The organism is Bradyrhizobium sp. 153, assembly GCF_023073835.1.
GTDB lineage: Bacteria > Pseudomonadota > Alphaproteobacteria > Rhizobiales > Xanthobacteraceae > Bradyrhizobium.
In genome coordinates, this window is sequence record NZ_JADPKH010000146.1 from 98,982 (window position 1) to 119,155 (window position 20,174).

Annotated in this window: 19 protein-coding genes; 15 read left to right on the forward strand and 4 right to left on the reverse strand. The window is 64.5% G+C overall.

From position 1 onward, the window contains the following. The first annotated feature begins 17 nt into the window (after nt 1-17). The 5 genes from IVA91_RS32825 (at nt 18) to IVA91_RS32845 (ending at nt 3,084) form a co-directional block, all read left to right on the forward strand. Nucleotides 18-836: a lytic murein transglycosylase gene (locus IVA91_RS32825; protein WP_247276881.1), complete on the forward strand. Its 819-nt coding sequence runs from the start codon at nt 18-20 to the stop codon at nt 834-836. Between the two features lie 110 nt (nt 837-946). Then, on the forward strand, nt 947-1,168 hold the full coding sequence (locus tag IVA91_RS32830; protein ID WP_091888574.1) for a hypothetical protein: 222 nt from the start codon (nt 947-949) through the stop codon (nt 1,166-1,168). A 12-nt stretch (nt 1,169-1,180) separates the two neighbouring features. Continuing rightward, a complete protein-coding gene (locus IVA91_RS32835) occupies nt 1,181-1,603 on the forward strand; it encodes a hypothetical protein (protein WP_247276882.1) in 423 nt (140 codons plus the stop codon). Nucleotides 1,604-2,039: 436 nt separating this feature from the next. Next, nucleotides 2,040-2,486, forward strand: a complete 447-nt coding sequence (locus IVA91_RS32840) for a MaoC family dehydratase (RefSeq protein WP_247420213.1) — start codon at nt 2,040-2,042, stop codon at nt 2,484-2,486. 100 nt (nt 2,487-2,586) lie between these two features. Then, the gene (locus IVA91_RS32845; protein ID WP_247276883.1) at nt 2,587-3,084 is read left to right on the forward strand and encodes a hypothetical protein; all 498 of its coding nucleotides are present in this window, start codon (nt 2,587-2,589) and stop codon (nt 3,082-3,084) included. A 247-nt stretch (nt 3,085-3,331) separates the two neighbouring features. On the opposite strand, the gene IVA91_RS32850 is transcribed toward IVA91_RS32845, so the two are convergent. Beyond that, nucleotides 3,332-6,520: a multidrug efflux RND transporter permease subunit gene (locus IVA91_RS32850; protein WP_247420207.1), complete on the reverse strand. Its 3,189-nt coding sequence runs from the start codon at nt 6,518-6,520 to the stop codon at nt 3,332-3,334. A 184-nt stretch (nt 6,521-6,704) separates the two neighbouring features. Continuing rightward, complete coding sequence (locus IVA91_RS32855) at nt 6,705-7,949, reverse strand: efflux RND transporter periplasmic adaptor subunit (RefSeq protein ID WP_247420204.1); 1,245 nt, start codon at nt 7,947-7,949, stop codon at nt 6,705-6,707. Between the two features lie 199 nt (nt 7,950-8,148). On the opposite strand from IVA91_RS32855, the gene IVA91_RS32860 reads away from it, so the two are divergent. Continuing rightward, the gene (locus tag IVA91_RS32860) at nt 8,149-8,751 is read left to right on the forward strand and encodes a TetR/AcrR family transcriptional regulator (protein ID WP_247420201.1); all 603 of its coding nucleotides are present in this window, start codon (nt 8,149-8,151) and stop codon (nt 8,749-8,751) included. Between the two features lie 73 nt (nt 8,752-8,824). Here the strand turns inward: IVA91_RS32860 and IVA91_RS32865 are convergent, their stop codons facing one another. Further along, on the reverse strand, nt 8,825-9,409 hold the full coding sequence (locus IVA91_RS32865) for a DUF1349 domain-containing protein (RefSeq protein ID WP_247276975.1): 585 nt from the start codon (nt 9,407-9,409) through the stop codon (nt 8,825-8,827). Nucleotides 9,410-9,897: 488 nt separating this feature from the next. On the opposite strand from IVA91_RS32865, the gene IVA91_RS32870 reads away from it, so the two are divergent. From IVA91_RS32870 to IVA91_RS32885, 4 genes are read left to right on the forward strand one after another with little or no spacing between them, the layout of a single operon-like run. Beyond that, entirely contained in the window at nt 9,898-10,194 is a 297-nt protein-coding gene (locus IVA91_RS32870; RefSeq protein WP_247276887.1) for a hypothetical protein, read from the forward strand. A 16-nt stretch (nt 10,195-10,210) separates the two neighbouring features. Beyond that, the gene (gene guaD, locus IVA91_RS32875; RefSeq protein WP_247276888.1) at nt 10,211-11,608 is read left to right on the forward strand and encodes a guanine deaminase; all 1,398 of its coding nucleotides are present in this window, start codon (nt 10,211-10,213) and stop codon (nt 11,606-11,608) included. An 11-nt stretch (nt 11,609-11,619) separates the two neighbouring features. Beyond that, entirely contained in the window at nt 11,620-12,597 is a 978-nt protein-coding gene (locus tag IVA91_RS32880) for an antibiotic biosynthesis monooxygenase (RefSeq protein ID WP_247276889.1), read from the forward strand. Nucleotides 12,598-12,625: 28 nt separating this feature from the next. Continuing rightward, nucleotides 12,626-13,528, forward strand: coding sequence for a ribonuclease Z (locus IVA91_RS32885; RefSeq protein ID WP_247276890.1), 903 nt, complete (start codon nt 12,626-12,628; stop codon nt 13,526-13,528). A gap of 15 nt (nt 13,529-13,543) precedes the next feature. Here the strand turns inward: IVA91_RS32885 and IVA91_RS32890 are convergent, their stop codons facing one another. After that, complete coding sequence (locus IVA91_RS32890; RefSeq protein WP_247276891.1) at nt 13,544-14,395, reverse strand: IclR family transcriptional regulator; 852 nt, start codon at nt 14,393-14,395, stop codon at nt 13,544-13,546. 102 nt (nt 14,396-14,497) lie between these two features. Between IVA91_RS32890 and IVA91_RS32895 the strand changes: the two genes are divergently transcribed. Genes IVA91_RS32895 through IVA91_RS32915 form a run of 5 tightly spaced genes read left to right on the forward strand, consistent with a single transcriptional unit; the run spans nt 14,498 to nt 20,169 of the window. Continuing rightward, on the forward strand, nt 14,498-15,418 hold the full coding sequence (locus IVA91_RS32895; protein ID WP_247276892.1) for a dihydrodipicolinate synthase family protein: 921 nt from the start codon (nt 14,498-14,500) through the stop codon (nt 15,416-15,418). A gap of 26 nt (nt 15,419-15,444) precedes the next feature. Continuing rightward, nucleotides 15,445-16,890 carry an FAD-binding oxidoreductase gene (locus IVA91_RS32900; protein ID WP_247276893.1) on the forward strand — a complete coding sequence of 482 codons (1,446 nt, stop codon included), beginning with the start codon at nt 15,445-15,447 and terminating at the stop codon, nt 16,888-16,890. Beyond that, nucleotides 16,887-17,993 carry a four-carbon acid sugar kinase family protein gene (locus IVA91_RS32905; RefSeq protein WP_247460320.1) on the forward strand — a complete coding sequence of 369 codons (1,107 nt, stop codon included), beginning with the start codon at nt 16,887-16,889 and terminating at the stop codon, nt 17,991-17,993. The genes IVA91_RS32900 and IVA91_RS32905 overlap by 4 nt, the downstream gene beginning before the upstream one ends. Beyond that, entirely contained in the window at nt 17,990-19,027 is a 1,038-nt protein-coding gene (pdxA, locus tag IVA91_RS32910) for a 4-hydroxythreonine-4-phosphate dehydrogenase PdxA (RefSeq protein WP_247276895.1), read from the forward strand. The genes IVA91_RS32905 and pdxA overlap by 4 nt, the downstream gene beginning before the upstream one ends. Before the next feature lie 11 nt (nt 19,028-19,038). Further along, nucleotides 19,039-20,169, forward strand: coding sequence for an iron-containing alcohol dehydrogenase (locus IVA91_RS32915; protein ID WP_247276896.1), 1,131 nt, complete (start codon nt 19,039-19,041; stop codon nt 20,167-20,169). Nucleotides 20,170-20,174: the final 5 nt, after the last annotated feature.

Here is a 20,174-nt window from a genome sequence, read left to right on the forward strand (position 1 = left end):
GACGGGAGATAGTGGATATGATCAGGGGCAGGGCTGTTGCGGGGGCGGCTTTTGGCGCGATGGTGCTGCTTGGTTGCCTGGCACCTACGGTCGAGGCTGCGCAATGCGGCAGCTCGCCGGCGGGCTTCGAGGCCTGGAAGCGCGAGTTCAGTCAGGAGGCGCAGGGCAAAGGCATTGGCCCCACCGCGCTTTCGGCCTTAATGCAGACCAATTATGCCAGCGCCACCATCGCCGCCGATCGCGGCCAGCGCAGCTTTTCCCTGACGCTCGACCAGTTCCTTGCCAAGCGCGGCGCCGCCACCATCGTTGCCAAAGGCAGGCAGCTCAAGCAGTCGCAGGCCGCCTTGTTCGCCTCGATCCAGCAGCGCTACGGGGTGCCGCCCGGGCCGCTGATCGCGATCTGGGGCATGGAGACCGGTTTCGGCAGCCAGCGCGGCAACCAGAACATGCTGTCGTCGATCGCGACCCTCGCCTACGACTGCCGCCGTCCCGAATTCTTCACCGACCAGCTGTATGCCGCCTTGAAGCTGATCGACCGCGGCACGCTTTCGGGATCGACCCGGGGCTCCATGCATGGCGAGGTCGGCCAGACCCAGTTCATGCCCAAGAACATCCTGGCCTATGGCACCGGCAATCTCGAGGTGGCTGCCAACGCACTGAATTCGACGGCGAATTTCCTCAAAGCCCATGGTTGGCGCGCAGGAGCCGGTTACCAGCCGGGCGAGCCGAACTTCGCCGCCATCGAGGCTTGGAATGCTGCCGGCGTCTATCAGAAAGCGATCGCGCTGATGGGCCGGCAGATCGATGAGGGAGGAGGGGCGGCAGCATTGCGCTAAGCCGTTCAGCAAGGCGTGATGCGTCGATGCGAGAAAGTTGTTGCCATCAGGAACTGAGGGCACGAGGTTTGCTTTGATCAGGTTCAGGGGTGGGCATGAGGAGACTCAATATGGCAACCCAGATCGTGATGGACCAGACCGGCGATACACGCCACGAGTTTGATCCTGGCAATGCCGAAGCGCTGGCGCGAGCCGAACGGCGCTTTCGGGAGCTGACCGGAGCCGGCTTCACTGCGGCGCTGCGAACCGGGCCCGGCGAGGTCACCCGTATCAGATCGTTCGACCCGACCGCGGAAGAAACGCTATTCTATCCGCGCCTGGTTGGCGGTTGATCTGAGCTGCTCATGATTGCGGCAGTTTGGCTCCGCGCGCCGGCGCGTGCGCGTCTGCATGCGCTGCGTGAACTCTATCGGCGCTTCTTCGGCGAGAACACGCCGGATGCCCGTGGCCGCCGGCTGCTCTCCGAATGGCTGTCGCCCGCACAATGCGCGCAATTCGAGGAGCACCGGTATTTCGACGTCGTCGGCTGCGACACCGGCAAGACCTATCGCATTCATTACGGCACTGCCGCCAACGTCCACGAAATCGACGGTGAAGGCCGAGCGACCATGGGGTGGTGCTTCGTCCCGTCAGGCTTCCTCGTCCCCGGCGACGTGATGCTGGCGCAGAAGATCGCCCTTGAGACCGACGAAAGGGGAGCGCTTGCGCTCGCCAATCGGTTTCCGCCGGCAACGCATTCGGAGCACTTCTACCGGCGCCCATTCTAGCGCCGGAAGGACATGGATGCGCCTGATGCTCACCTCTCCCCAACGCGGCGAGGTGAAGTAAGCTTGACGATGTCGGTCAGGAGTGCGTGGTGCGGTAGGCATCCAGCGCATGCGCAGCGAAGACGCCAACACTGCAAAGGGCAAGCAGGGCAGAGATCAGCTCGATCATAGCACGTCCTCCCCCAGCGGCTGGGCGACGAGATTCTGGCAGCATGAATATTCGTAGATCAGGTCGAAGAGGAATTGCATGGTGGCCGTCCCTGTATTTATTTTGACAACCACTTAACCGGCCATCTGTTTCAGGCATGTTTCGTCGCATCGGGAAAGGGGTTTCGCCGGGAACCCCCGGGGCCGGTTTGTGCGCTGCGGTCCCGCTATTGCTCAAGCCTTTGAACCGTGACTTCGCAGGCGGTGCATCAGATTGCGAGGCAAAATCATGGCGCAGGTCGAATGGTTCGACGATCTCTCGGTCGGAATGCGGTTCAGATCACCGGAGGTCGAGGTCACCGAGGCCGACATCAAGCGGTTCGCTGCCGAATTTGATCCGCAGCCGATGCATCTCGACCACGAGGCCGCCAAGGAGACCCTGTTCAGGGGGCTCGCTGCCTCGGGATGGCACACCGCCGCAATTGCCATGAATCTTGCGATCCAGACCCGACCTTTTGGTCCGCATCCGCTCATCGGCGCGGGCGTCGATGGCCTGCGCTGGACGATTCCGGTGCGGCCCAATGACCGCCTCCATCTGGTCGGGGAGGTCATGAACCTGACGCCTTCGAAGTCGAAGCCGCAGGGCATCGCGTTGGTGAAGTGGACGATGTTCAATCAGAACGATGAGGAGGTTTACACCTTCACCCCGATCGCGATCGTGCCGCGGCGGAGCTGAGGCCGCCGGCGTCACCATTGACCTCACGCCGCGCCGGAGATGCTTCCGGGCGGCCGGCAGAGGTGGTCACCTCGGCCCCGGGGAAGAGCTGGAGGCAGAGATGAAACGGTTCCTTTTCGCAACTAGCTTGCTCGCGGGTGCCTTGAGCACCGGCGCGGCGCCCGCGCAACAATCCAGGGCGGGCGACTGGACCATCGAGAAGCGTACGCAGGATACCCATTGCAACGCGAGCCGGGGCTACAAGGATAAGGACGACGAGGACCGCGACTACGTCATCGTGATCACCTATTCCGACAAGGCCATCGTGATCGTCATGATCTACGACGGCTGGGAATGGGACAAAATCGGCGAGATCCTCCGGGCCGACGTCGGCACCGATGACGCCGACATCATGAAGAAGGCGAAGTGGGAGGTCATGGACAAGACCACCGTGCGCGGCATCTTCGAATACGATCAGTCGATCATGGACCGGCTGTCGAAGGCCAAGCGTCCCGCGCTCGATTTCGAGGACGATGAGGATGACAGCATCGAGATGCAGATCCCGCGGGCCGGCGAAGCGCTGGCGGCGTTGAAGTTCTGCGAGGAGAACAGGAAGTAGAGACCTGATACCGGCAAAGAGCCGGCGAGCCTGCTGATGATGGCGTGCAGCATCGGCGTGCAGGCCACCCATTTGTGGGCGCTCCGGCGCAATATTCGGTCGGCGAAGGTCTTCGTCGACTTGGCGATCAGCCTGCCGGCCTGGTTCGCGGGATCTGGGCTCGGTGTGATCGCGTCCACCGCGTCAACGAGACGGTCTTTCGCAAGACCGTGCTCGTTCTGTTGCTGGTATCGGGGATTTCCTTGATCTAGTGCCCCAAACCCTGAACCGGTGCCGCGCTGGTGTCGCTGCCGTGATGCGTCAGCGGCTTCATGCCGGTGACGGTGCGTAGCAGCACATAGAACACCGGCGTCAGGAACAGGCCGAACACGGTGACGCCGATCATGCCGGAGAACACGGCAACGCCCATGGCGCGCCGCATCTCCGAGCCCGCGCCGGTGGAGAGCACCAGTGGCAGCACACCCATGATGAACGCCATCGACGTCATCAGGATCGGGCGCAGCCGTAGCCGGCTCGCCTCGATCGCGGCGCGGAGCGGCGTGCGGCCTGCGAACTCGAGCTCGCGCGCGAATTCGACGATCAGGATCGCGTTCTTGGCCGAGAGGCCCACGAGGACGATCAGGCCGATCTGGGTGAAGACGTTGTTGTCGCCCTTCGAAATCCAGACCCCGAACATCGCGGCCAGCAGGCCCATCGGCACGATCATGATGATCGAGAGCGGCAAGGTCAGGCTCTCATAGAGTGCGGCCAGCACCAGGAACACGAGCAGAATGGCCAGCGGAAACACCCAGACGCCGGAATTGCCGGCGATGAACTCCTGATAAGTCAGATCGGTCCATTCGAAGGCAAAGCCCGGCGGCAGCACTTCCGCGGCGATCCGCGTCGCCGCCTCCTGCGCCTGGCCGGAGGAGAAGCCGGGAGCGGCGGCCGCATTGATGTCGGAGGACAGGAAGCCGTTGTAGCGGATCGCGCGCTCCGGCCCCGCGCTCTGGCGGATCGTGAGCAGCGCCGACAACGGCACCATGTCGCCCGAGGACGAGCGCACCTTCAACTGCCTGATGTCGTCGGCGCGAGCGCGGAACGGCGCGTCAGCCTGCACGCGGACGGAATAAGTGCGGCCGAACTTGTTGAAGTCATTGACGTAGTAGGAACCGAGGTAAATCTGAAGCGTGTTGAACACCTCCGTCACGGGCACGCCCAATTGGAGCGCCTTGGTGCGGTCGATGTCGGCGAACAGCTGGGGCACGTTGACCTGGAAGCTCGAGAACACGCCGGCGATCTCCGGGGCCTTCTGCATCGCCGCCATGAACGCCTTGGTCGCCTCGTTCAGCGCCTCATAGCCGAGACCGGCACGGTCCTCGATCTGGAGCTTGAAGCCGCCGATGGTGCCGAGACCATTGACCGGCGGCGGCGGGAACATGGCGATAAAGGCTTCCTGAATCCCCGCATATTTCTTGTTCAGATCGGCCGCGATGGCGGGGCCGCTGAGCGAAGGGTCCTTGCGCTCGTCGAACGGCTTGAGGGTCGAGAACACGATGCCGGCATTGGAAGAGTTGGTGAAGCCGGAGATCGACAGGCCCGGGAAGGCGACCGAGCTCTCGACACCGGGCTGGGTCAGCGCGATGTCACTCATCTTGCGGATCACCTCTTCGGTGCGGTCGAGGGTGGCACCATCGGGCAGGCGGGCGAAGCCAACCAGATATTGCTTGTCCTGGCCCGGCACGAAGCCGCTCGGCACCTGCTGAAACAAGAGGGCGGTGAGGCCGACCAGGACCACGTAGAGGCCCATCACCGCGGCCTTGCCCGAGATCACTCTGGTGACGCTGCCGCTGTAATTCTCCGAGGAGCGCGTAAAACCCTTGTTGAAGCCGCGGAAGAACCAGCCGAGCGTCTTTTCGAGGATCAGCGTCAGCTTGTCTTTCGGTTCGTTATGGCCTTTCAGCAGCAGCGCCGACAAGGCCGGGGACAGTGTCAGCGAGTTGACCGCGGAGATCACGGTCGAGATCGCGATCGTCAACGCGAACTGCTTGTAGAACTGCCCGGTCAGGCCGGAGATGAAGGCGAGCGGCACGAACACCGCGACCAGCACCAGCGCGATCGCGATGATCGGGCCGGAGACCTCACGCATCGCCTGATAGGTGGCATCGCGCGGCGATAGCCCCGCCTCGATATTGCGCTCGACGTTCTCGACCACGACGATGGCGTCGTCGACGACGATGCCGATCGCGAGCACCAGGCCAAACAGGCTGAGCGCGTTGATGGAGAAGCCGAACACATGCATCACTGCGAATGTGCCGACGATCGACACCGGCACGGCCAGAAGCGGGATGATCGAGGCGCGCCAAGTCTGGAGGAACAGGATCACGACCAGCACCACCAGCGCAATGGCCTCCAGCAGCGTGTGGATGACCGCTTCGATCGACGAGCGCACGAACTGGGTCGGGTCGTAGACGATCTGATAGGACACGCCCTCGGGCATGTTCTTCTTGATCTCGGCCATGGTGGCGCGGACGTGGTCGGAGATCTCAAGCGCGTTGGAGCCCGGCGCCTGGAAGATCGGGATCGCGACCGCCTGCTTGTTGTCGAGCAGCGAGCGCAGCCCGTATTCGGACGCGCCAAGCTCGATGCGAGCGACGTCGCGTAAGCGCACCACTTCACCACGCGCGCCAGTCTTGACCACGATGTCGCCGAACTGTTCTTCGTTCGCGAGCCGCCCTTCGGCATTGACGGAGAGCTGGAGATCGATGCCCTTGACGTTCGGGGAGGAGCCGACGACGCCGGCGGCGGCTTCGACGTTCTGCGCCTGGATCGCCCTCACGATGTCGCTCGCAGTCAGGCCATGCTCGGCGGCCTTCTGCGGATCGACCCAGACCCGCATCGAATAATCGCCGGCACCATAGAGCTGCACGTCGCCAACGCCGTCAATCCGCGCGAGCCGGTCCTTGACGTTGAGCACCGCGTAGTTGCGCAAATACGTCATGTCGTAGCGGCCGTTCGGCGACAGCAGGTGCACGACCATGGTGAGGTCGGGCGACGATTTCTTGGTGATGATGCCGAGCTGGCGCACGACGGCGGGCAGGCGCGGTTCGGCCTGCTGCACGCGGTTCTGCACCAGCTGCGTTGCCTTGTCGGGGTCGGTGCCGAGGCGGAACGTCACCGTCAGCGTCATCGCGCCGTCAGTGGTCGCCTGGCTCGACATGTAGAGCATGTTCTCGACGCCGTTGATCTGCTCCTCGATCGGCGTCGCCACCGTCTCCGCGATCACCTTGGGGTTGGCGCCGGGATAGGTCGCGCGTACCACGACGGACGGGGGCACGACATCGGGATATTCCGAGATCGGCATCGCGAACAGCGAGATCAGGCCGGCAAGGAAGATCAGGACCGACAGCACGCCGGCAAAAATAGGACGATCGATGAAGAATTTTGAAAGATTCATGGCTTTGCCCCTGGGCAATGTCTTCCCGCGTCTCCGACCCCCTCCGCCGTCATTCCGGGGCGCGAGCGAAGCCCGCGATCCCGGAATCTGAAGGTGAGATGGTCGGAGTTTCAAAATGTCGAGATTCTCAGGTGCGCGCGTGCGCACCGTAGTTCGTGCTACGCGCACCCCGGAATGACAGACACTAGCGTTGCACCACGTCCTGGTTGCTGTGGTTGGATGCCTGCTGCGGCCCTCGCGCGCCCATCGCTGCCACCTCCGTCTTGAGCAGGGCGCCGGGACGCACGCGCTGCAAGCCATTGACGACGACGCGGTCGCCGGGCTTCAGGCCCGAGGTGACGACGCGGAGCCCATCGACGGCGCCGCCGAGCGTGACCGGCCGGTAGACCGCGCGGCTGTCGTCACCGACCGCCATCACGAACTTCTTGTCCTGGTCGGTGCCGATCGCGCGCTCGTCGATCATGACCAGCGTCTGCTGCTTCGGTTGCCCCATGCGCACTCGGGCGAACTGGCCGGGGATGAGACGGCCGTCCTCGTTGGGGAAAACCGCGCGGACGCGGATGGTGCCGCTCTGACCGTTGACCTGGTTGTCGATCAGCTGGATGTGGCCCTTCGCCGAGAGGCCGCCGGAGGTCGTCATCTCCACCGGGATCTGGTCGAGCTTGCCGCGTTGGCCGGAGCCGTCTGCAATGGAATTCAGCGCGCGCAGCACCACCTCTTCGTCCGCGTCGAACGAGGCGTAGATCGGATTGACCGAGACCAGCGAGGTCAGCACGGGAGAGGCGGTGCCGGCGGCGACGAGATTGCCGACCGTGACCTCGATCTTGCCGACGCGGCCGTCCACAGGCGCGCGCACCTCGGTGTAGCCGAGATTGAGCTTTGCGGTCTGCAGCGTTGCCTCGGCCGCCTTCACGTTGGCAATCGCTTCACGACTGGCATTCTCGCGCTGGTCGTAGTCGCGCCGCGTCACCACGGCGTTGCCGACCAGCTGCGCGCCGCGCTCGAGCTCGCTCTGGGTAAAGACAACGCGCGCCTTGGCGGCTTCGAGCTGGGCGTTGGCCTTGTCGACCTCCGCCGCGTAAGGCGCCGGATCAATCTTGAACAGCACGTCGCCGGCCTTCACCAACGCACCTTCCGTGAAATTGGTCGACAGGATCGCCCCCGCGACGCGGGGGCGCAGCTCGACTCGGTGGATGGCCTCCAGCCGGCCGGAGAAATCGTCCCACAGCACAGTTTGCCGCGGCTCGATCATCGCGACGGTGACGGAAACGGCTTGTTCGGCTGCGGCCGCCGGTGCGGTCGCTTGCGCCGCGTGAAAGTAGCGGCCGGTCGCGATCGAGCCGGCGGCGGCGAGGGCGCCTACGATGGCGACGCCACCGAGGAGGCGGCGGAAACGGCCGGTGCGGGCGGTATTTTGGGAGGGGTGCATTTGCGCGCTCCAGATATGTAGTGTTCACTACAGATGTGGAGCTGGATGCCGCAGTGCAAGATACTTATGTATCATTCACGAAGAAAATTGTACGTCGATACCGCGACGATTGGAAGACACAAGAAAAAGAAAGCCAGAACAACTAGATAAGATCAGGCGTTAGGTCACTACAGGGCGCCAATTCCGAGGAGACAGGCACATGGGCATGGGACGCCCCCGCGAATTCGACGCCGAGACGGCGTTGGATCAGGCGATGGAAGTGTTTTGGCGCCATGGTTATGAGGGCGCGACCATTGCCCAGCTCACCGAGGCCATGGGCATCAATCCGCCGAGTCTCTACGCCTGCTTCGGCAACAAGGAAGGCCTGCTGAAGGCCGCGCTCGACCGCTACACCAAATTGCGCGCCGTCTGGATGGACGAGGTGGTCGCGGCACCCACCGCCCGCGCCGTCGCCGAGCGGATGCTGATGGGCATCGCCGACAAGCAGACCGATCCGGCGAATCCGCCCGGCTGCCTGCTGGTGCAAGGCGGCATCGCCTGCGGTACGGGCTCCGAGAACGTCCCGTTCGAGCTCGCCGCCCGCCGCGCCCAGAACGAAGACCAGCTCCACGACCGCTTTGTTCGCGCCAAAGCCGAAGGTGATCTGAAGGAAAGCGCCGATCCCGCCGCGCTCGCGCGCTACGTCTCCGCCGTCGCGGTCGGCATGGGCGTGATGGCGTCCTCGGGCGCGGAACGCGAGGCGCTGCGGCAGGTGGCAAGTGTCGCCGTACAGGCGGTCGAGGCGCAGTCGGAGCGAGAGTAGAGGCGAGCGGGACGGCTCTGTGGTGAACGTCGATCTGTCCGCGCGACAGCGAGCGAGATTGCAGAACGGCCACTTAGCTCAGGTCGTGTAGGTCCTTTCCAAGCGGCGGTGTCAGATGAAACGTCGAGAATACGACTTCTAGCCCTGCCCGTTCCGGTGTGCAGGCCATGGGCCCCACAAGATAGGAGCTCGCTGCCGGAAACGGTGCTAGCCGCATCAGAGGCCAGTACTTGCCGTCGGCCGAAACTTGCAAACGAAGGACGCCGTTGGCGACGGTCGCGCGCACCCAAAAATCGCCAGCATCATGCTCATAGGATGCCGTGGCCCAGTCCGATCGCTCGTTGGTTAACACGCTCGCGAGCATGGCGCGGTCGTCCGAGAGTTCGATCCCGGCCTTGACCCAATGCTCCGCGTCGACGCGCACCATGATGCCCGCCTGATCGTAGAGCGCCTGGAAGTCGCCCTGAACGCGTAAACTGGCGGTGAATGCTTCGCCGGTTGGAAAGCCCAGGAAATGCCCGCTGTCGCGATTAAAGCCATAGTGGGTCTCGCGCCAGAAGTCGGTGCCTTTGTCAGTGATGATCTTTAGGCTCTCGCCCTCAGCCGTCCATCGTTCCGGTTCATTCAGCCACACACCGTCGGTTCTGCGGAGAGTCATCTCTAACCTCGATTGCCGACGCCTGCCGGACTCAATCCATCTGCCGGACAAGCGTGGCGTTGTGCAAACCGAGATCGAGCGCGGATTAAATGCGCTGCCTCGCGTCTTCGACAATTGACCTGATGTCGAAGCGCGCGCGTTCGAAGCGGCGATGCCTTCCGAAACGTTAACGGCGTCGGCGCGATGTCGGATTTCACGATCGGCGATCATGCAAGTCTGCGCCTGTTTTGCCCGACGAGTCAAATGGCCTGGCTGAACGCTTCGGCCTGAAATTCATCAATGATTTGTACTGTGCATGGGGTTGTTTTCGCGTTTTTTGTTCTGAGCCCTCCGGCCACGGCATCAGCGGTCAAGTCTCCGCATGGATACGGTAACTCCTAAGGGTTTTTACACACAGTTCTGGCACGCTCCGTGCGTCAAGATCCGCAACCTGTATCGTCGCCTCTCGTTGCGGGCACGAAAGACGCGGCCGGCGGAGACCGAGGGGCGTGAGCCATGACTGCACCTGCTTCCGACGCCGGGCGCGCGAACGGAAGGGTCGTGCCGATCCTGCTGGGCGTCGTGCCGTTCAGCCAAATTCCAAGGACGAGCGCAGCCACGGCCTGTTCGGCGGTCTCATCAGCGCGCCCTGCCATCTCGCGGTGAGCGGCGCCATGGCGATCGCGGCGGTGCTGCCTGAAGCGACGCAGGCGCCGAGCAATTGGGTTTATCTCGGCCTCTGCACTGTTGGGGGCACGCTGCCTGCGATCGCGCTGCCCTCAGCGGGCCACGCCACACAGACTTAGAGGAAGGAACCAAATCATGACCTCCGTCGGTATTCGCGGCACGTTCTTCGACTTCGTCGACGATCCCTGGAGGCACATCGGCAACGAGCAGGCCGCCGCGCGCTTTCACCAGGACGGCCTCATGGTCGTCACCGACGGCGTCATCAAGGCGTTCGGCCCGTATGACAAGATTGCCGCCGCGCATCCGGGCGTGCAGATCACCCATATCGAGGACCGCATCATCGTCCCGGGCTTCATCGACGGCCACATCCATCTGCCGCAGACCCGGGTGCTCGGCGCCTATGGCGAACAACTGCTGCCGTGGCTGCAGATGTGGATCTATCCGGAAGAGCTCAAATACAAGGACCGCAACTATGCCCGCGAGGGCGTGAAGCGCTTCCTCGATGCGCTGCTGGCCTCCGGCACCACGACGTGCCAGGCGTTCACGAGCTCGTCGCCAGTGTCGACCGAGGAGCTGTTCGAGGAGGCAGCCCGCCGCAACATGCGTGTGATCGCGGGCCTCACCGGCATCGATCGCAACGCCCCGGCTGACTATGTCGACACGCCCGAGAACTTCTATCGCGACAGCAAGCGGCTGATCGCGCAGTACCACAACAAGGGCCGCAACCTCTATGCCATCACGCCGCGCTTTGCCTTCGGTGCCTCGCCGGAGCTGCTGAAAGCGTGTCAGCGCCTCAAGCATGAGCATCCGGACTGCTGGGTCAACACCCACATCTCCGAGAACCCGGCCGAATGCAGCGGCGTGCTCGTCGAGCACCCGGACTGTCAGGATTATCTCGGCGTCTACGAGAAGTTCGATCTCGTCGGTCCGAAATTCTCCGGGGGCCATGGCGTGTACCTCTCGAACAACGAGTTCCGTCGCATGTCGAAGAAGGGCGCCGCGGTGGTGTTCTGCCCGTGCTCGAACCTGTTCCTCGGCAGCGGCCTGTTCCGCATTGGCCGCGCCACCGATCCGGAGCATCGCGTGAAAATGTCGTTCGGCACCGACGTCGGCGGCGGCAACCGCTTCTCCATGATCTCCGTGCTCGACGATGCCTACAAGGTCGGCATGTGCAATAACACGCTGCTCGACGGCAGCATTGATCCGGCGCGCAAGGATCTCGCTGAAGCCGAGCGCAACAAGCTCTCGCCGTATCGCGGTTTCTGGTCGATCACGCTTGGCGGTGCCGAAGGCCTCTACATCGACGACAAGCTCGGCAATTTCGAACCCGGCAAGGAGGCTGATTTCGTCGCGCTCGATCCGAACGGCGGGCAAGCCGCGCAGCCCTGGCACCAGTCGCTGATCGCCGAGGGCGGCGGGCCGCGCACGATGGACGAGGCTGCGAGCATGCTCTTCGCCGTGATGATGGTCGGCGACGATCGCTGCGTCGACGAGACCTGGGTGATGGGCAAGCGTCTCTACAAGAAGAGCTGAGGCGGCTGCTCATGAGCGCATCTCCTGATACGGCCGGACAGCCGGTCGCCCTCGTCATCCAGCGCCGCATCGCCGACGACGGCTTCGCCGCGTTCGCGCGGTGGAACGGCGAGGTCGGCGACGTGCTCAAGGCCTGGCCCGGCTTCCTCAGCCAGGAGGTGGTGCCGCCGCAACCGCCGGCGCATGTCGACTGGGTGACGATCCTGCGCTTCGCGAGCCCGGCGGCAGCCCGCGCCTGGCTTCAGAGCGATGTGCGGGCGCGGCTCATCGCGGAGGTGCAGCGCTTCTTCGTCGGTTCGGAGGATGTCCACATCCTGCCCGACACCGGCGTGCCGCGCGAGAGCGCAGTCTCTGCCGTGATCTCTTTCAAGGTGCCGGACGGACTCGAGGACGCCTTCCTCAAATGGCAGCAGCGCATTCAGGCCGCGGAGGCCGAGTTCAAGGGATTTTTGCGCCACAAGATCGAGCGACCGATTCCGGGCCTGCACGACGAATGGATCATCATCCTGTCGTTCGACTGTGATGCCAACCTCAATGCGTGGCTGGACTCGCCGTTGCGGCAGTCGCTGCTGAGGGAAGGCGAGCGCTTCAACGCCGGCATGAGCGTGAAGCGGGCGAGCTACGGCTTCAATTTCTGGTTCCCGGCCGGCAAGGCGGCGGAGCAAGGACCTGGCCTGATCTGGAAGAGCAATCTCATCGTCCTTCTGGTGCTCTATCCCGTCGTCTACCTCTGGGGCTACTTCATCAGCGCGCCGTTGATCGACAGCCACGGCGTGCCGGTCTGGCTGTCGCTCTTCGTCGGCAATCTCGTCAGCACCCAGCTGCTCGGCTGGTGGCTGGTGCCCGCCGCCTTCAAGGCGCTCGATTGGTGGATCGCGCCGAAGGCGAGGATCGGACGCCAGATCGCAGGATACGCACTCCTCGCCGCGCTCTATGCCGCGTCGATGGGCTTGTACGCGCTGCTGCTCGCATGGCATTGGGGGCGGTGAGACCGTCCACAGCTGGACACGTGAGACCATGTTCGCCCTGACATTTCTCGGAACCTCGGCCAGTGTTCCGTCGGCGGAGCGTAACCATCCGGCGCTCCTGGTCGAGGCGGCGGGCAAGCGCGTTCTGGTCGATTGCGGCGAGGGCACGCAGCGCCAGTTGCTGCGCGCTGGCGCCGGCTTTCGGCGGCTCGACCGCATCCTGCTGACGCATGCCCATCTCGATCACGTGCTCGGCATTCCCGGTCTCTTTTCAACGCTGGGGTTGCGGCAGAGCGCCGACATGATGACCGTTCATGCAGGGCAGCGCACGCTCGACCTCGTCGTCCGCCTGCTCGCAAGCCTGTGGGGCGCGGGCAGGGCGCCGATCGCGGTGGAGTTCGCGCCGCTGACCGAAGGGCAGGTCATCGATGCCGGCGCCTTCACCATCGGCTGCTTTCCGGTTCGCCATCGCGACACCGACAGTTTTGGCTTCGCCTTCCAGAGTCCCGCCCGCCGCCGTCTTCGGCCGGAGCGCCTTGCTGAGCTGGGCGTTCCAGACGGGCCGATGCGGGGAGAATTGGCTGCGGGACGAGCAGTCGTGCTCGCTGATCGAACCATCGACCCGGGAGACGTCCTGGGGCCGCCGAGCGGCGGCAGGAAGCTCATCGTGATCGGCGACACCGAAACGACCGAAGACCTCTCCAAATACGTTTCTGGCGCCGATCTGCTGGTGATCGAGGCAACGTTCCTCGATCGCGACGCATCGACCGCGCGGGACTATGGGCACCTCACTGCGCGCGATGCGGCTGCATTTGCGGCCGAAACCGGCGTCGGCCAGCTTGTGCTCACGCATCAGTCGGGCCGCTATGACGACGATGAGGTCCTTGCGGAGGCAGCCAGAATTTTTCCGAACACCCGGATAGCTGCCGACTTCGACCGCATTGCCGTCTAGCACTCGCGACGGCGTTCAGGTCGTCAATCCCGACTTGATGGCGAGGTCCTGCACCTGGCGCGTCACCTGCATCAGGCGCGGGAGCGCCTGATCGCGAAAGGCCGGCATGTCCATGCGCACCGCATCGATGGTGACGCTCAATCCCCCGATCGCGAGCCCCTGAGCGTCGAAGATCGGCGTTGCCAGCGTGCGCAGGCCGTAGGCGTTCTCGCCGTCGGAGACGGCGTGCCCCTTCTTTTTCACCTGGTCGAGTCGGGCGAGCAGGGCGTCGAGGTCGGTGAGCGTTCGCTCCGACAGCTTGACGCGCGGTCGCGACTCCAGCCGCTCGATCTGCTCGTCCCGCGCCAGATGCGCCAGCATGACATGGCCGAGCGCGGCGCTATAGGCCGGGATTCGCGTGCCCGGCCGGCGATCCATCTTGTGACGATCGAGGCCCGCGCCGACCCGTGCGAGATAGACCACGTCGCCGCCATCGAGGATGCCGAGCGAGGCCGCATCGCCGACATCAGGAACGAGGTCGCGCAGCAGCGGCTCGACGATCGGCCGCAGCGATCCGTGCGACAGCACGGTATAGCCGAGGTCGAGACAGGCAACGCCCAGGCGAAACCGGCGGCTCTGCGGAACGGCCTGAAGGTAGCCAAGTTCGATCAAGGTCTGGATCAGGCGGAATGCGGTGCCGCGATCGAGGTCGGCCCGTGCGGCAATCTCACTCAGGGTGAGCTCGAAGGCTTCGCCGGTGAAGCTCTTGAGCACGGCAAAGGCCTTGCCGACGGATGCGACGTAGTTCTTTGGATTCGTTGCGCCAGCGCCCGGTACGCGTTTCGTGGCCTTCTTTTCGACCTTGGGCACGTGCGAATGTCTCGCCATGACATGTCCCCTTGACGTGGCGGCAAGCTGATTTTACCACGGGCCAACTGCATAACAAATGTTCGCATTCCGAACAATATCGATTTAAGGATGGGAGGAAGTTTGTCGACATCATCGCTGCACCCTCATGGCGTGTTCTCCGCCGCGCTGACGCCGCTCGACGCCGAGCTCGCTCCCGATCATGCGCGCTTCGTCGCGCATTGCCGCTATCTGCTCGACCAAGGCTGCGACGGCATCGCGCTGCTCGGCACGACCGGCGAGGCGAACTCGTTCTCGGCCGCCGAGCGCATCGCGCTGCTCGAAGCGGTGGTGGCCGCCGGCATCGCGCCGCAGCGGCTTCTTCCGGGCACCGGTGTCGCCGCGCTCAGCGAGACCATCGCCTTGACGCGTCATGCGCTCTCGGTCGGCGTCGACACCGTGGTGATGCTGCCGCCGTTCTACTACAAGGGCGTCACCGACGACGGCATTTTCGCATCCTACAGTGAGGTCGTGCAGCGCATCGGCGATGCCAGGCTCAGGATCGTGCTCTATCACATCCCGCAGATGTCAGCGCAGCCGATCTCGCATGCGCTGATCGAGCGATTGCGTGCGGCCTATCCGGCGACGTTCACCGGCATCAAGGATTCCTCCGGTGACTTCGTCAATATGACCGCGATGGTCGAGCGCTTCCCCGGCTTTTCGGTACTGGTCGGCGCCGATCCGTTGCTGCTGCCGCTGCTCCGCAAGGGTGGTGCCGGCTGCATCACCGCGACCTCCAATCTCGTCGCGCGCGACCTTGCCTATGTCTATAAGCATTTTCGCGACAGCGACGACGACGCCGCCCTCAAGGCGGCGCAAGCGCGTATCGTCAAGGCGCGCGAGTTGGTTTCGCGCTTCGCACAGATGGCGTCATTGAAGGCGCTGGTGGCCGAGCGCACCGGCCATGCCGGATGGCAACGGCTACGTCCGCCGCTGGAATCCTTAGCGTCGGCCCAAGTGAAAGAGCTGCTTGCGGATGCCGCCGCATTCGCAGCCGCCGTTTAGTCGCGACGCGGCAGCGAGGCGATCCGATGTCCGACTCCTTCCAGGATGCGCTGCCCGGGCTCGCTGACATCGTCGGCGACAAGCACGTCATCCCGTCCGGACCCGACCATGAGCCCTATGTGGTGGACTGGCGCGGTCGCTATCACGGTCGCGCAATCGCGGTGGTGAAGCCCGCCTCGACCGCCGAGGTCGCCTCAATCGTCAAATACTGCGCGGCAAGGCAGCTCGCGATCGTGCCGCAGGGCGGCAACACAGGCATGTGCGGGGCCGCGACGCCGGACGATCGTGCGGGCAATGTCGTGATCCGGCTCGACCGTCTGCGGGCCGTGCGCGACGTCAGCCCGCTCGCCAACACGATCACGGTGGAAGCTGGCTGTATCCTCGCCGAGGTGCAGAACGCAGCCCGTAGCGTCGATCGCTATTTTCCCTTGAGTCTGGGTGCCGAGGGCTCCTGCCAGATCGGCGGCAACATCTCCACCAATGCCGGCGGCACGGCCGTGCTGCGCTACGGACCGACACGCGATCTGGTCCTCGGGCTCGAGGTCGTGCTGCCCGACGGGCGTGTCTTTAACGGCCTGCGCGCGCTGCGCAAGGACAACACCGGTTACGCGCTCAAGCAGCTCTTCATCGGCGCAGAAGGCACTCTCGGCATCGTCACGGCGGCGGTCCTGAAACTGTTTGCACCGCCGCGCAGCTTCGCGCTGGCGCTGCTGAAATTGCAAGGCGTCGAGCAGGCGCTCGAGATCATGCAGCGCCTGCGCGGCACAGTCGGCGACCGGCTCGGCAGCCTCGAGATCATGTCGCGCTCGCAAATCGAAGCGATTGCGCAGACCGTGCCGCATGTCACGATCCCATTCGAGCTGACGACGCCTTGGTATCTGATCGTCGAACTGACCGACACGCTCGCAGGCGTTGACCTCGACGAACCGCTCGCCACGGTGCTCGCGGCAGCGATGGAGGCCGGGCTCGCTGAAGACGTGATCTTCGCGTCCAACCTTGCGCAAGCCAAGGCGATCTGGGTGGTCAGGCACAGCGTGTCCGAAGGCAACAAGCGCAGCGGCTATGTCGTGTCGCATGACAGCGTGGTGCCGCTGGAGAGGCAGGCGGCCTTCGTGACCAATGTCGAAGCCCGGATCAAGGCCGCCGTCCCGCATGCGCGCGTCGTGATGCACGGCCATATCGGCGACGGCAACATCCACGTGATCGCCCTGATTGACCGCGCGCGTTGCCAGGATGGCGCTGCCACGGCCGCGCTGGTGGCGGAGATCAACGAGATCGTCGACGACGAGACCGCCGCGCAGGGCGGAGCCATCAGTGCCGAGCACGGCATTGGCATCACCAATTGCGGCCGCCTCGCTCGCGTTACTGATCCCCTCGACATCGAGCTGATGCGTGATATCAAGCGCTTGCTCGACCCGAATGGACTGATCAATCCGGGCAAGATCTTTAGTGCCGGAGGCGCGCGACGATGACGAGCGTCCGCCTGCTTGCCGACGATCTCTCCGGTGCACTCGACACCGCGGCGGAGTTCGTCGGTCTGTGCGGGCCGTTCGACGTCACCTGGCTACCTGCGCCTGCAGTACCGAACAGTCGGAGCCTCGCGATCGATAGCGGTACCCGCGAGCGGTCGAAAGCCAAGAGCGTCGAGATCGTTGGACGACTGGCGCCGCAGCTCCGCGGGGCGACGATCGCCTACAAGAAGGTCGATAGTCTCCTTCGTGGCGCGTGGGCGGCCGAGCTCGGCGCCTGCCTGCATAGCGGCGATTGGGCGTCCTGCGTAGTCGCGCCCGCCTTCGACTATCAGGGGCGCCGCACCGTGGATGGCCAGCAATTCGCGCGCACGCTACAAGGCGAGTGGCATCGCGTCGGCGACAATCTCCTGACCGAGCTGCGGCAGGAAGACATCGAGGCGCGGCAGGGCGGGGCCGATACGCTATCGCAGGGCGGCGTTCAGGTTTTCGATGCCGAAAGTGATATCGACCTCGATCGTATCGTCCAGATGGGACGGCGGATGCCAGGGCCTGTGCTGTGGTGCGGAAGCGGTGGGCTCGCCGGCGCGCTCGCCCGCAGCCATCGCGCCGAGGCGCCGGGCCAATTGAAGCTGCCGGTGCTGGGGCTGTTCGGCTCGGATCAGCCTGCGACTGCGTCTCAGCTGGCCGCGTGCGGCGCGGCAACCATCGCACTTGCGGAAGGCGGGAGCGCGGCGCCTGTCCGGCACAAGCTTGCCGATGACGGCGTGGCACTGGTCAAATTCGCTCTCGCCGAGGGCCTGGCCCGCGCCGAGGCGGCGCGGCGGATTGCGCGCGAAATGTCGGCACTGATCGCGGCGCTCGAACCTCCGGGCACGCTGATCGTTGCCGGCGGCGAGACCCTGAAGGCGGCGTGCGTTGCCCTTGGCGCGCATGCGCTCCAGGTGACGGGACGTATTGTGCCGGGACTGCCGCGCTCGATCTTGCAGGGCGGCCGTTTGGCCGGCGTCGACGTCATCTCGAAATCCGGTGCATTCGGACCAAGCGAGCTCTGGCGCGATCTACTCCGGGACAATCATTTGCTCAATATGGGGAGCCCGACATGACCTCTTGTCATCTTGCCATCACCATGGGTGATCCCGCCGGGATCGGGCCGGAGATCATCGTCAAGGCTTGCGTCGCGCTGAAGGACCGGATCACGAAGGGCGATCTGCGCCTGTTGATCATCGGCAGCGGCGCGGCGCTTGATGGCGCGAGAGCGGCACTCGGCGCCAATGTCGCCATTCCCGAAGTCAGTGTCGAGGACCCCGACTGGTCCAATCTCTGTTTTCTTCAGGCCGACGTCGAGGGCGACCCGATCAGGCCTGGCGTGCTCAGCGCCGATGGCGGCCGCTTTGCCTACAAAGCGATCGAGCAGGGCGTGCGCCTGACGCAGGCGGGCCGCACCGCCGCCATCGTCACGGCGCCGCTGAACAAGGAAGCGCTCAACAGGGCCGGCTATCATTTTCCTGGACATACCGAGATGCTCGCACATCTCACCGGCGTGCGCGGCTCGGTAATGCTGCTGGCCCATGGCAACATGCGCGTCAGCCATGTCTCGACCCATGTCGCGCTGGAGGACGTGCCGAAGCGCCTGACGCCGGAGCGCCTGCGCATGGTGATCGACCTCACCGATGGCGCGCTGCGCCGGCTCGGCATCGAACGGCCGAAGATCGCGATCGCTGCGCTCAACCCGCATGCCGGCGAGGGCGGTCTGTTCGGCCGGCAGGACATCGACGTCTCGGCGCCGACGATCGCCAGGGCGGTCGCCGACGGTCTCGACGTCGTCGGCCCCGTGCCTGGCGATACCATTTTCGTCAAGCTGCGCGCCGGCCAGTACGATGCTGCGGTCGCGATGTATCACGACCAGGGCCACATCCCGGTCAAGCTGCTCGGCTTCCAGGTCGATCCCGCGACCGGCCGCTGGCAGGAGCTCTCCGGCGTCAACATCACGCTAGGCCTGCCGATCATCCGCACCTCCGTCGATCACGGCACCGCCTTCGACATTGCCGGCAAGGGCATAGCCAACGAGCACAGCCTGATCGAGGCCATCGATTATGCCGAGCGGCTGGCCGCAGGCGCTTCCGCATCCAAGTCATGAGATCGAACACGATGACCAACGCCTTCACGCCCATTGAAATCCTCCGCCCGACTGCGATCGAGTTCGGCTGCGGTACAATCGCCGCCGCAGCGCGTTTCGCCGAGCGGATCGGCGCCAAACGGCCGCTGGTGATCTCGGACCCATTCAATGCGCAACGCGTCGATACGCTTGCGTTGCCGGGCTCAGTGAAGGTGTTCGGCGATGTGAAGCCCGAGCCGGACTTGCCCAATCTCGAGAAGGCTGTTGCCATGGCGCGCGACGCCAAGCCCGATCTCGTCGTCGGGTTCGGCGGCGGCAGCGCGATGGATCTGGCCAAGCTGGTCGCGGTGATGTGCACGAGCGACGTGGCTTTCGCCGACATCGTCGGGTCAGAGAAAGTGGCCAGCCGCAACGTGGCGCTGATGCAGATTCCCACCACGTCGGGCACTGGCAGCGAAGCCGGCACCCGCGCGCTCGTCACCGACCCCGTGAGCCAGAACAAGCAGGCGGTGCAGAGCCGCGTCATGCTGGCTGACATTGCCATCGTCGATCCGGATCTGACAATGACCGTGCCGAAGGAGGTCACTGCGGCGACTGGCGTCGACGCGCTGGCGCATTGCGTCGAGGCTTATACCAGCCGCAAGGCGCATCCGATGATCGACCTCTATGCGCTCGAAGGCGCGCGCCTGGTTGGGCTGTATCTCAAGCGGGCGGTGGCCGATGGTGGCGATCGCAAGGCGCGCGCGGGCCTGGCGCTGGCCTCGCTCTATGGCGGCTATTGCCTGGGACCGGTGAACACGACCGCCGGCCATGCGGTCGCGTATCCGCTCGGCACGCGTCACCATGTGGCGCATGGGCTTGCCTGCGCGGTGATCTTCCCGCACACCCTGGCCTTCAATATGCCGGCCGTGGAGGCGAAGACCGTCGCGGTGCTCCAGGCGCTTGGATTGCCGAAGCAGGGCGATGCAAAGCTGGCGTTCGACGCAACCTACAAGTTCTGCGCCGATCTCGGTATCGAGATGCGGTTGTCGGGGCTCGGCGTGTCCAGGGACGACCTCGGCGTGATGGCCGACGAGGCGTACGCCATTCGCCGCCTGCTCGACAACAATCCGCGCGATCTTAGCCGGGATGCGATCCTGCACATGTATGAGGTCGCGTTCTAAAGCAT

Coding starts and splice junctions, on each gene's coding strand:
- IVA91_RS32825 (WP_247276881.1), top strand. CDS start 18: ATGATCAGGGGCAGGGCTGTTGCGGGGGCGGCTTTTGGCGCGATGGTG.
- IVA91_RS32830 (WP_091888574.1), top strand. CDS start 947: ATGGCAACCCAGATCGTGATGGACCAGACCGGCGATACACGCCACGAG.
- IVA91_RS32835 (WP_247276882.1), top strand. CDS start 1,181: ATGATTGCGGCAGTTTGGCTCCGCGCGCCGGCGCGTGCGCGTCTGCAT.
- IVA91_RS32840 (WP_247420213.1), top strand. CDS start 2,040: ATGGCGCAGGTCGAATGGTTCGACGATCTCTCGGTCGGAATGCGGTTC.
- IVA91_RS32845 (WP_247276883.1), top strand. CDS start 2,587: ATGAAACGGTTCCTTTTCGCAACTAGCTTGCTCGCGGGTGCCTTGAGC.
- IVA91_RS32850 (WP_247420207.1), bottom strand. CDS start 6,520: ATGAATCTTTCAAAATTCTTCATCGATCGTCCTATTTTTGCCGGCGTG.
- IVA91_RS32855 (WP_247420204.1), bottom strand. CDS start 7,949: ATGCACCCCTCCCAAAATACCGCCCGCACCGGCCGTTTCCGCCGCCTC.
- IVA91_RS32860 (WP_247420201.1), top strand. CDS start 8,149: ATGGGCATGGGACGCCCCCGCGAATTCGACGCCGAGACGGCGTTGGAT.
- IVA91_RS32865 (WP_247276975.1), bottom strand. CDS start 9,409: ATGACTCTCCGCAGAACCGACGGTGTGTGGCTGAATGAACCGGAACGA.
- guaD (WP_247276888.1), top strand. CDS start 10,211: ATGACCTCCGTCGGTATTCGCGGCACGTTCTTCGACTTCGTCGACGAT.
- IVA91_RS32880 (WP_247276889.1), top strand. CDS start 11,620: ATGAGCGCATCTCCTGATACGGCCGGACAGCCGGTCGCCCTCGTCATC.
- IVA91_RS32885 (WP_247276890.1), top strand. CDS start 12,626: ATGTTCGCCCTGACATTTCTCGGAACCTCGGCCAGTGTTCCGTCGGCG.
- IVA91_RS32890 (WP_247276891.1), bottom strand. CDS start 14,395: ATGGCGAGACATTCGCACGTGCCCAAGGTCGAAAAGAAGGCCACGAAA.
- IVA91_RS32900 (WP_247276893.1), top strand. CDS start 15,445: ATGTCCGACTCCTTCCAGGATGCGCTGCCCGGGCTCGCTGACATCGTC.
- IVA91_RS32905 (WP_247460320.1), top strand. CDS start 16,887: ATGACGAGCGTCCGCCTGCTTGCCGACGATCTCTCCGGTGCACTCGAC.
- pdxA (WP_247276895.1), top strand. CDS start 17,990: ATGACCTCTTGTCATCTTGCCATCACCATGGGTGATCCCGCCGGGATC.
- IVA91_RS32915 (WP_247276896.1), top strand. CDS start 19,039: ATGACCAACGCCTTCACGCCCATTGAAATCCTCCGCCCGACTGCGATC.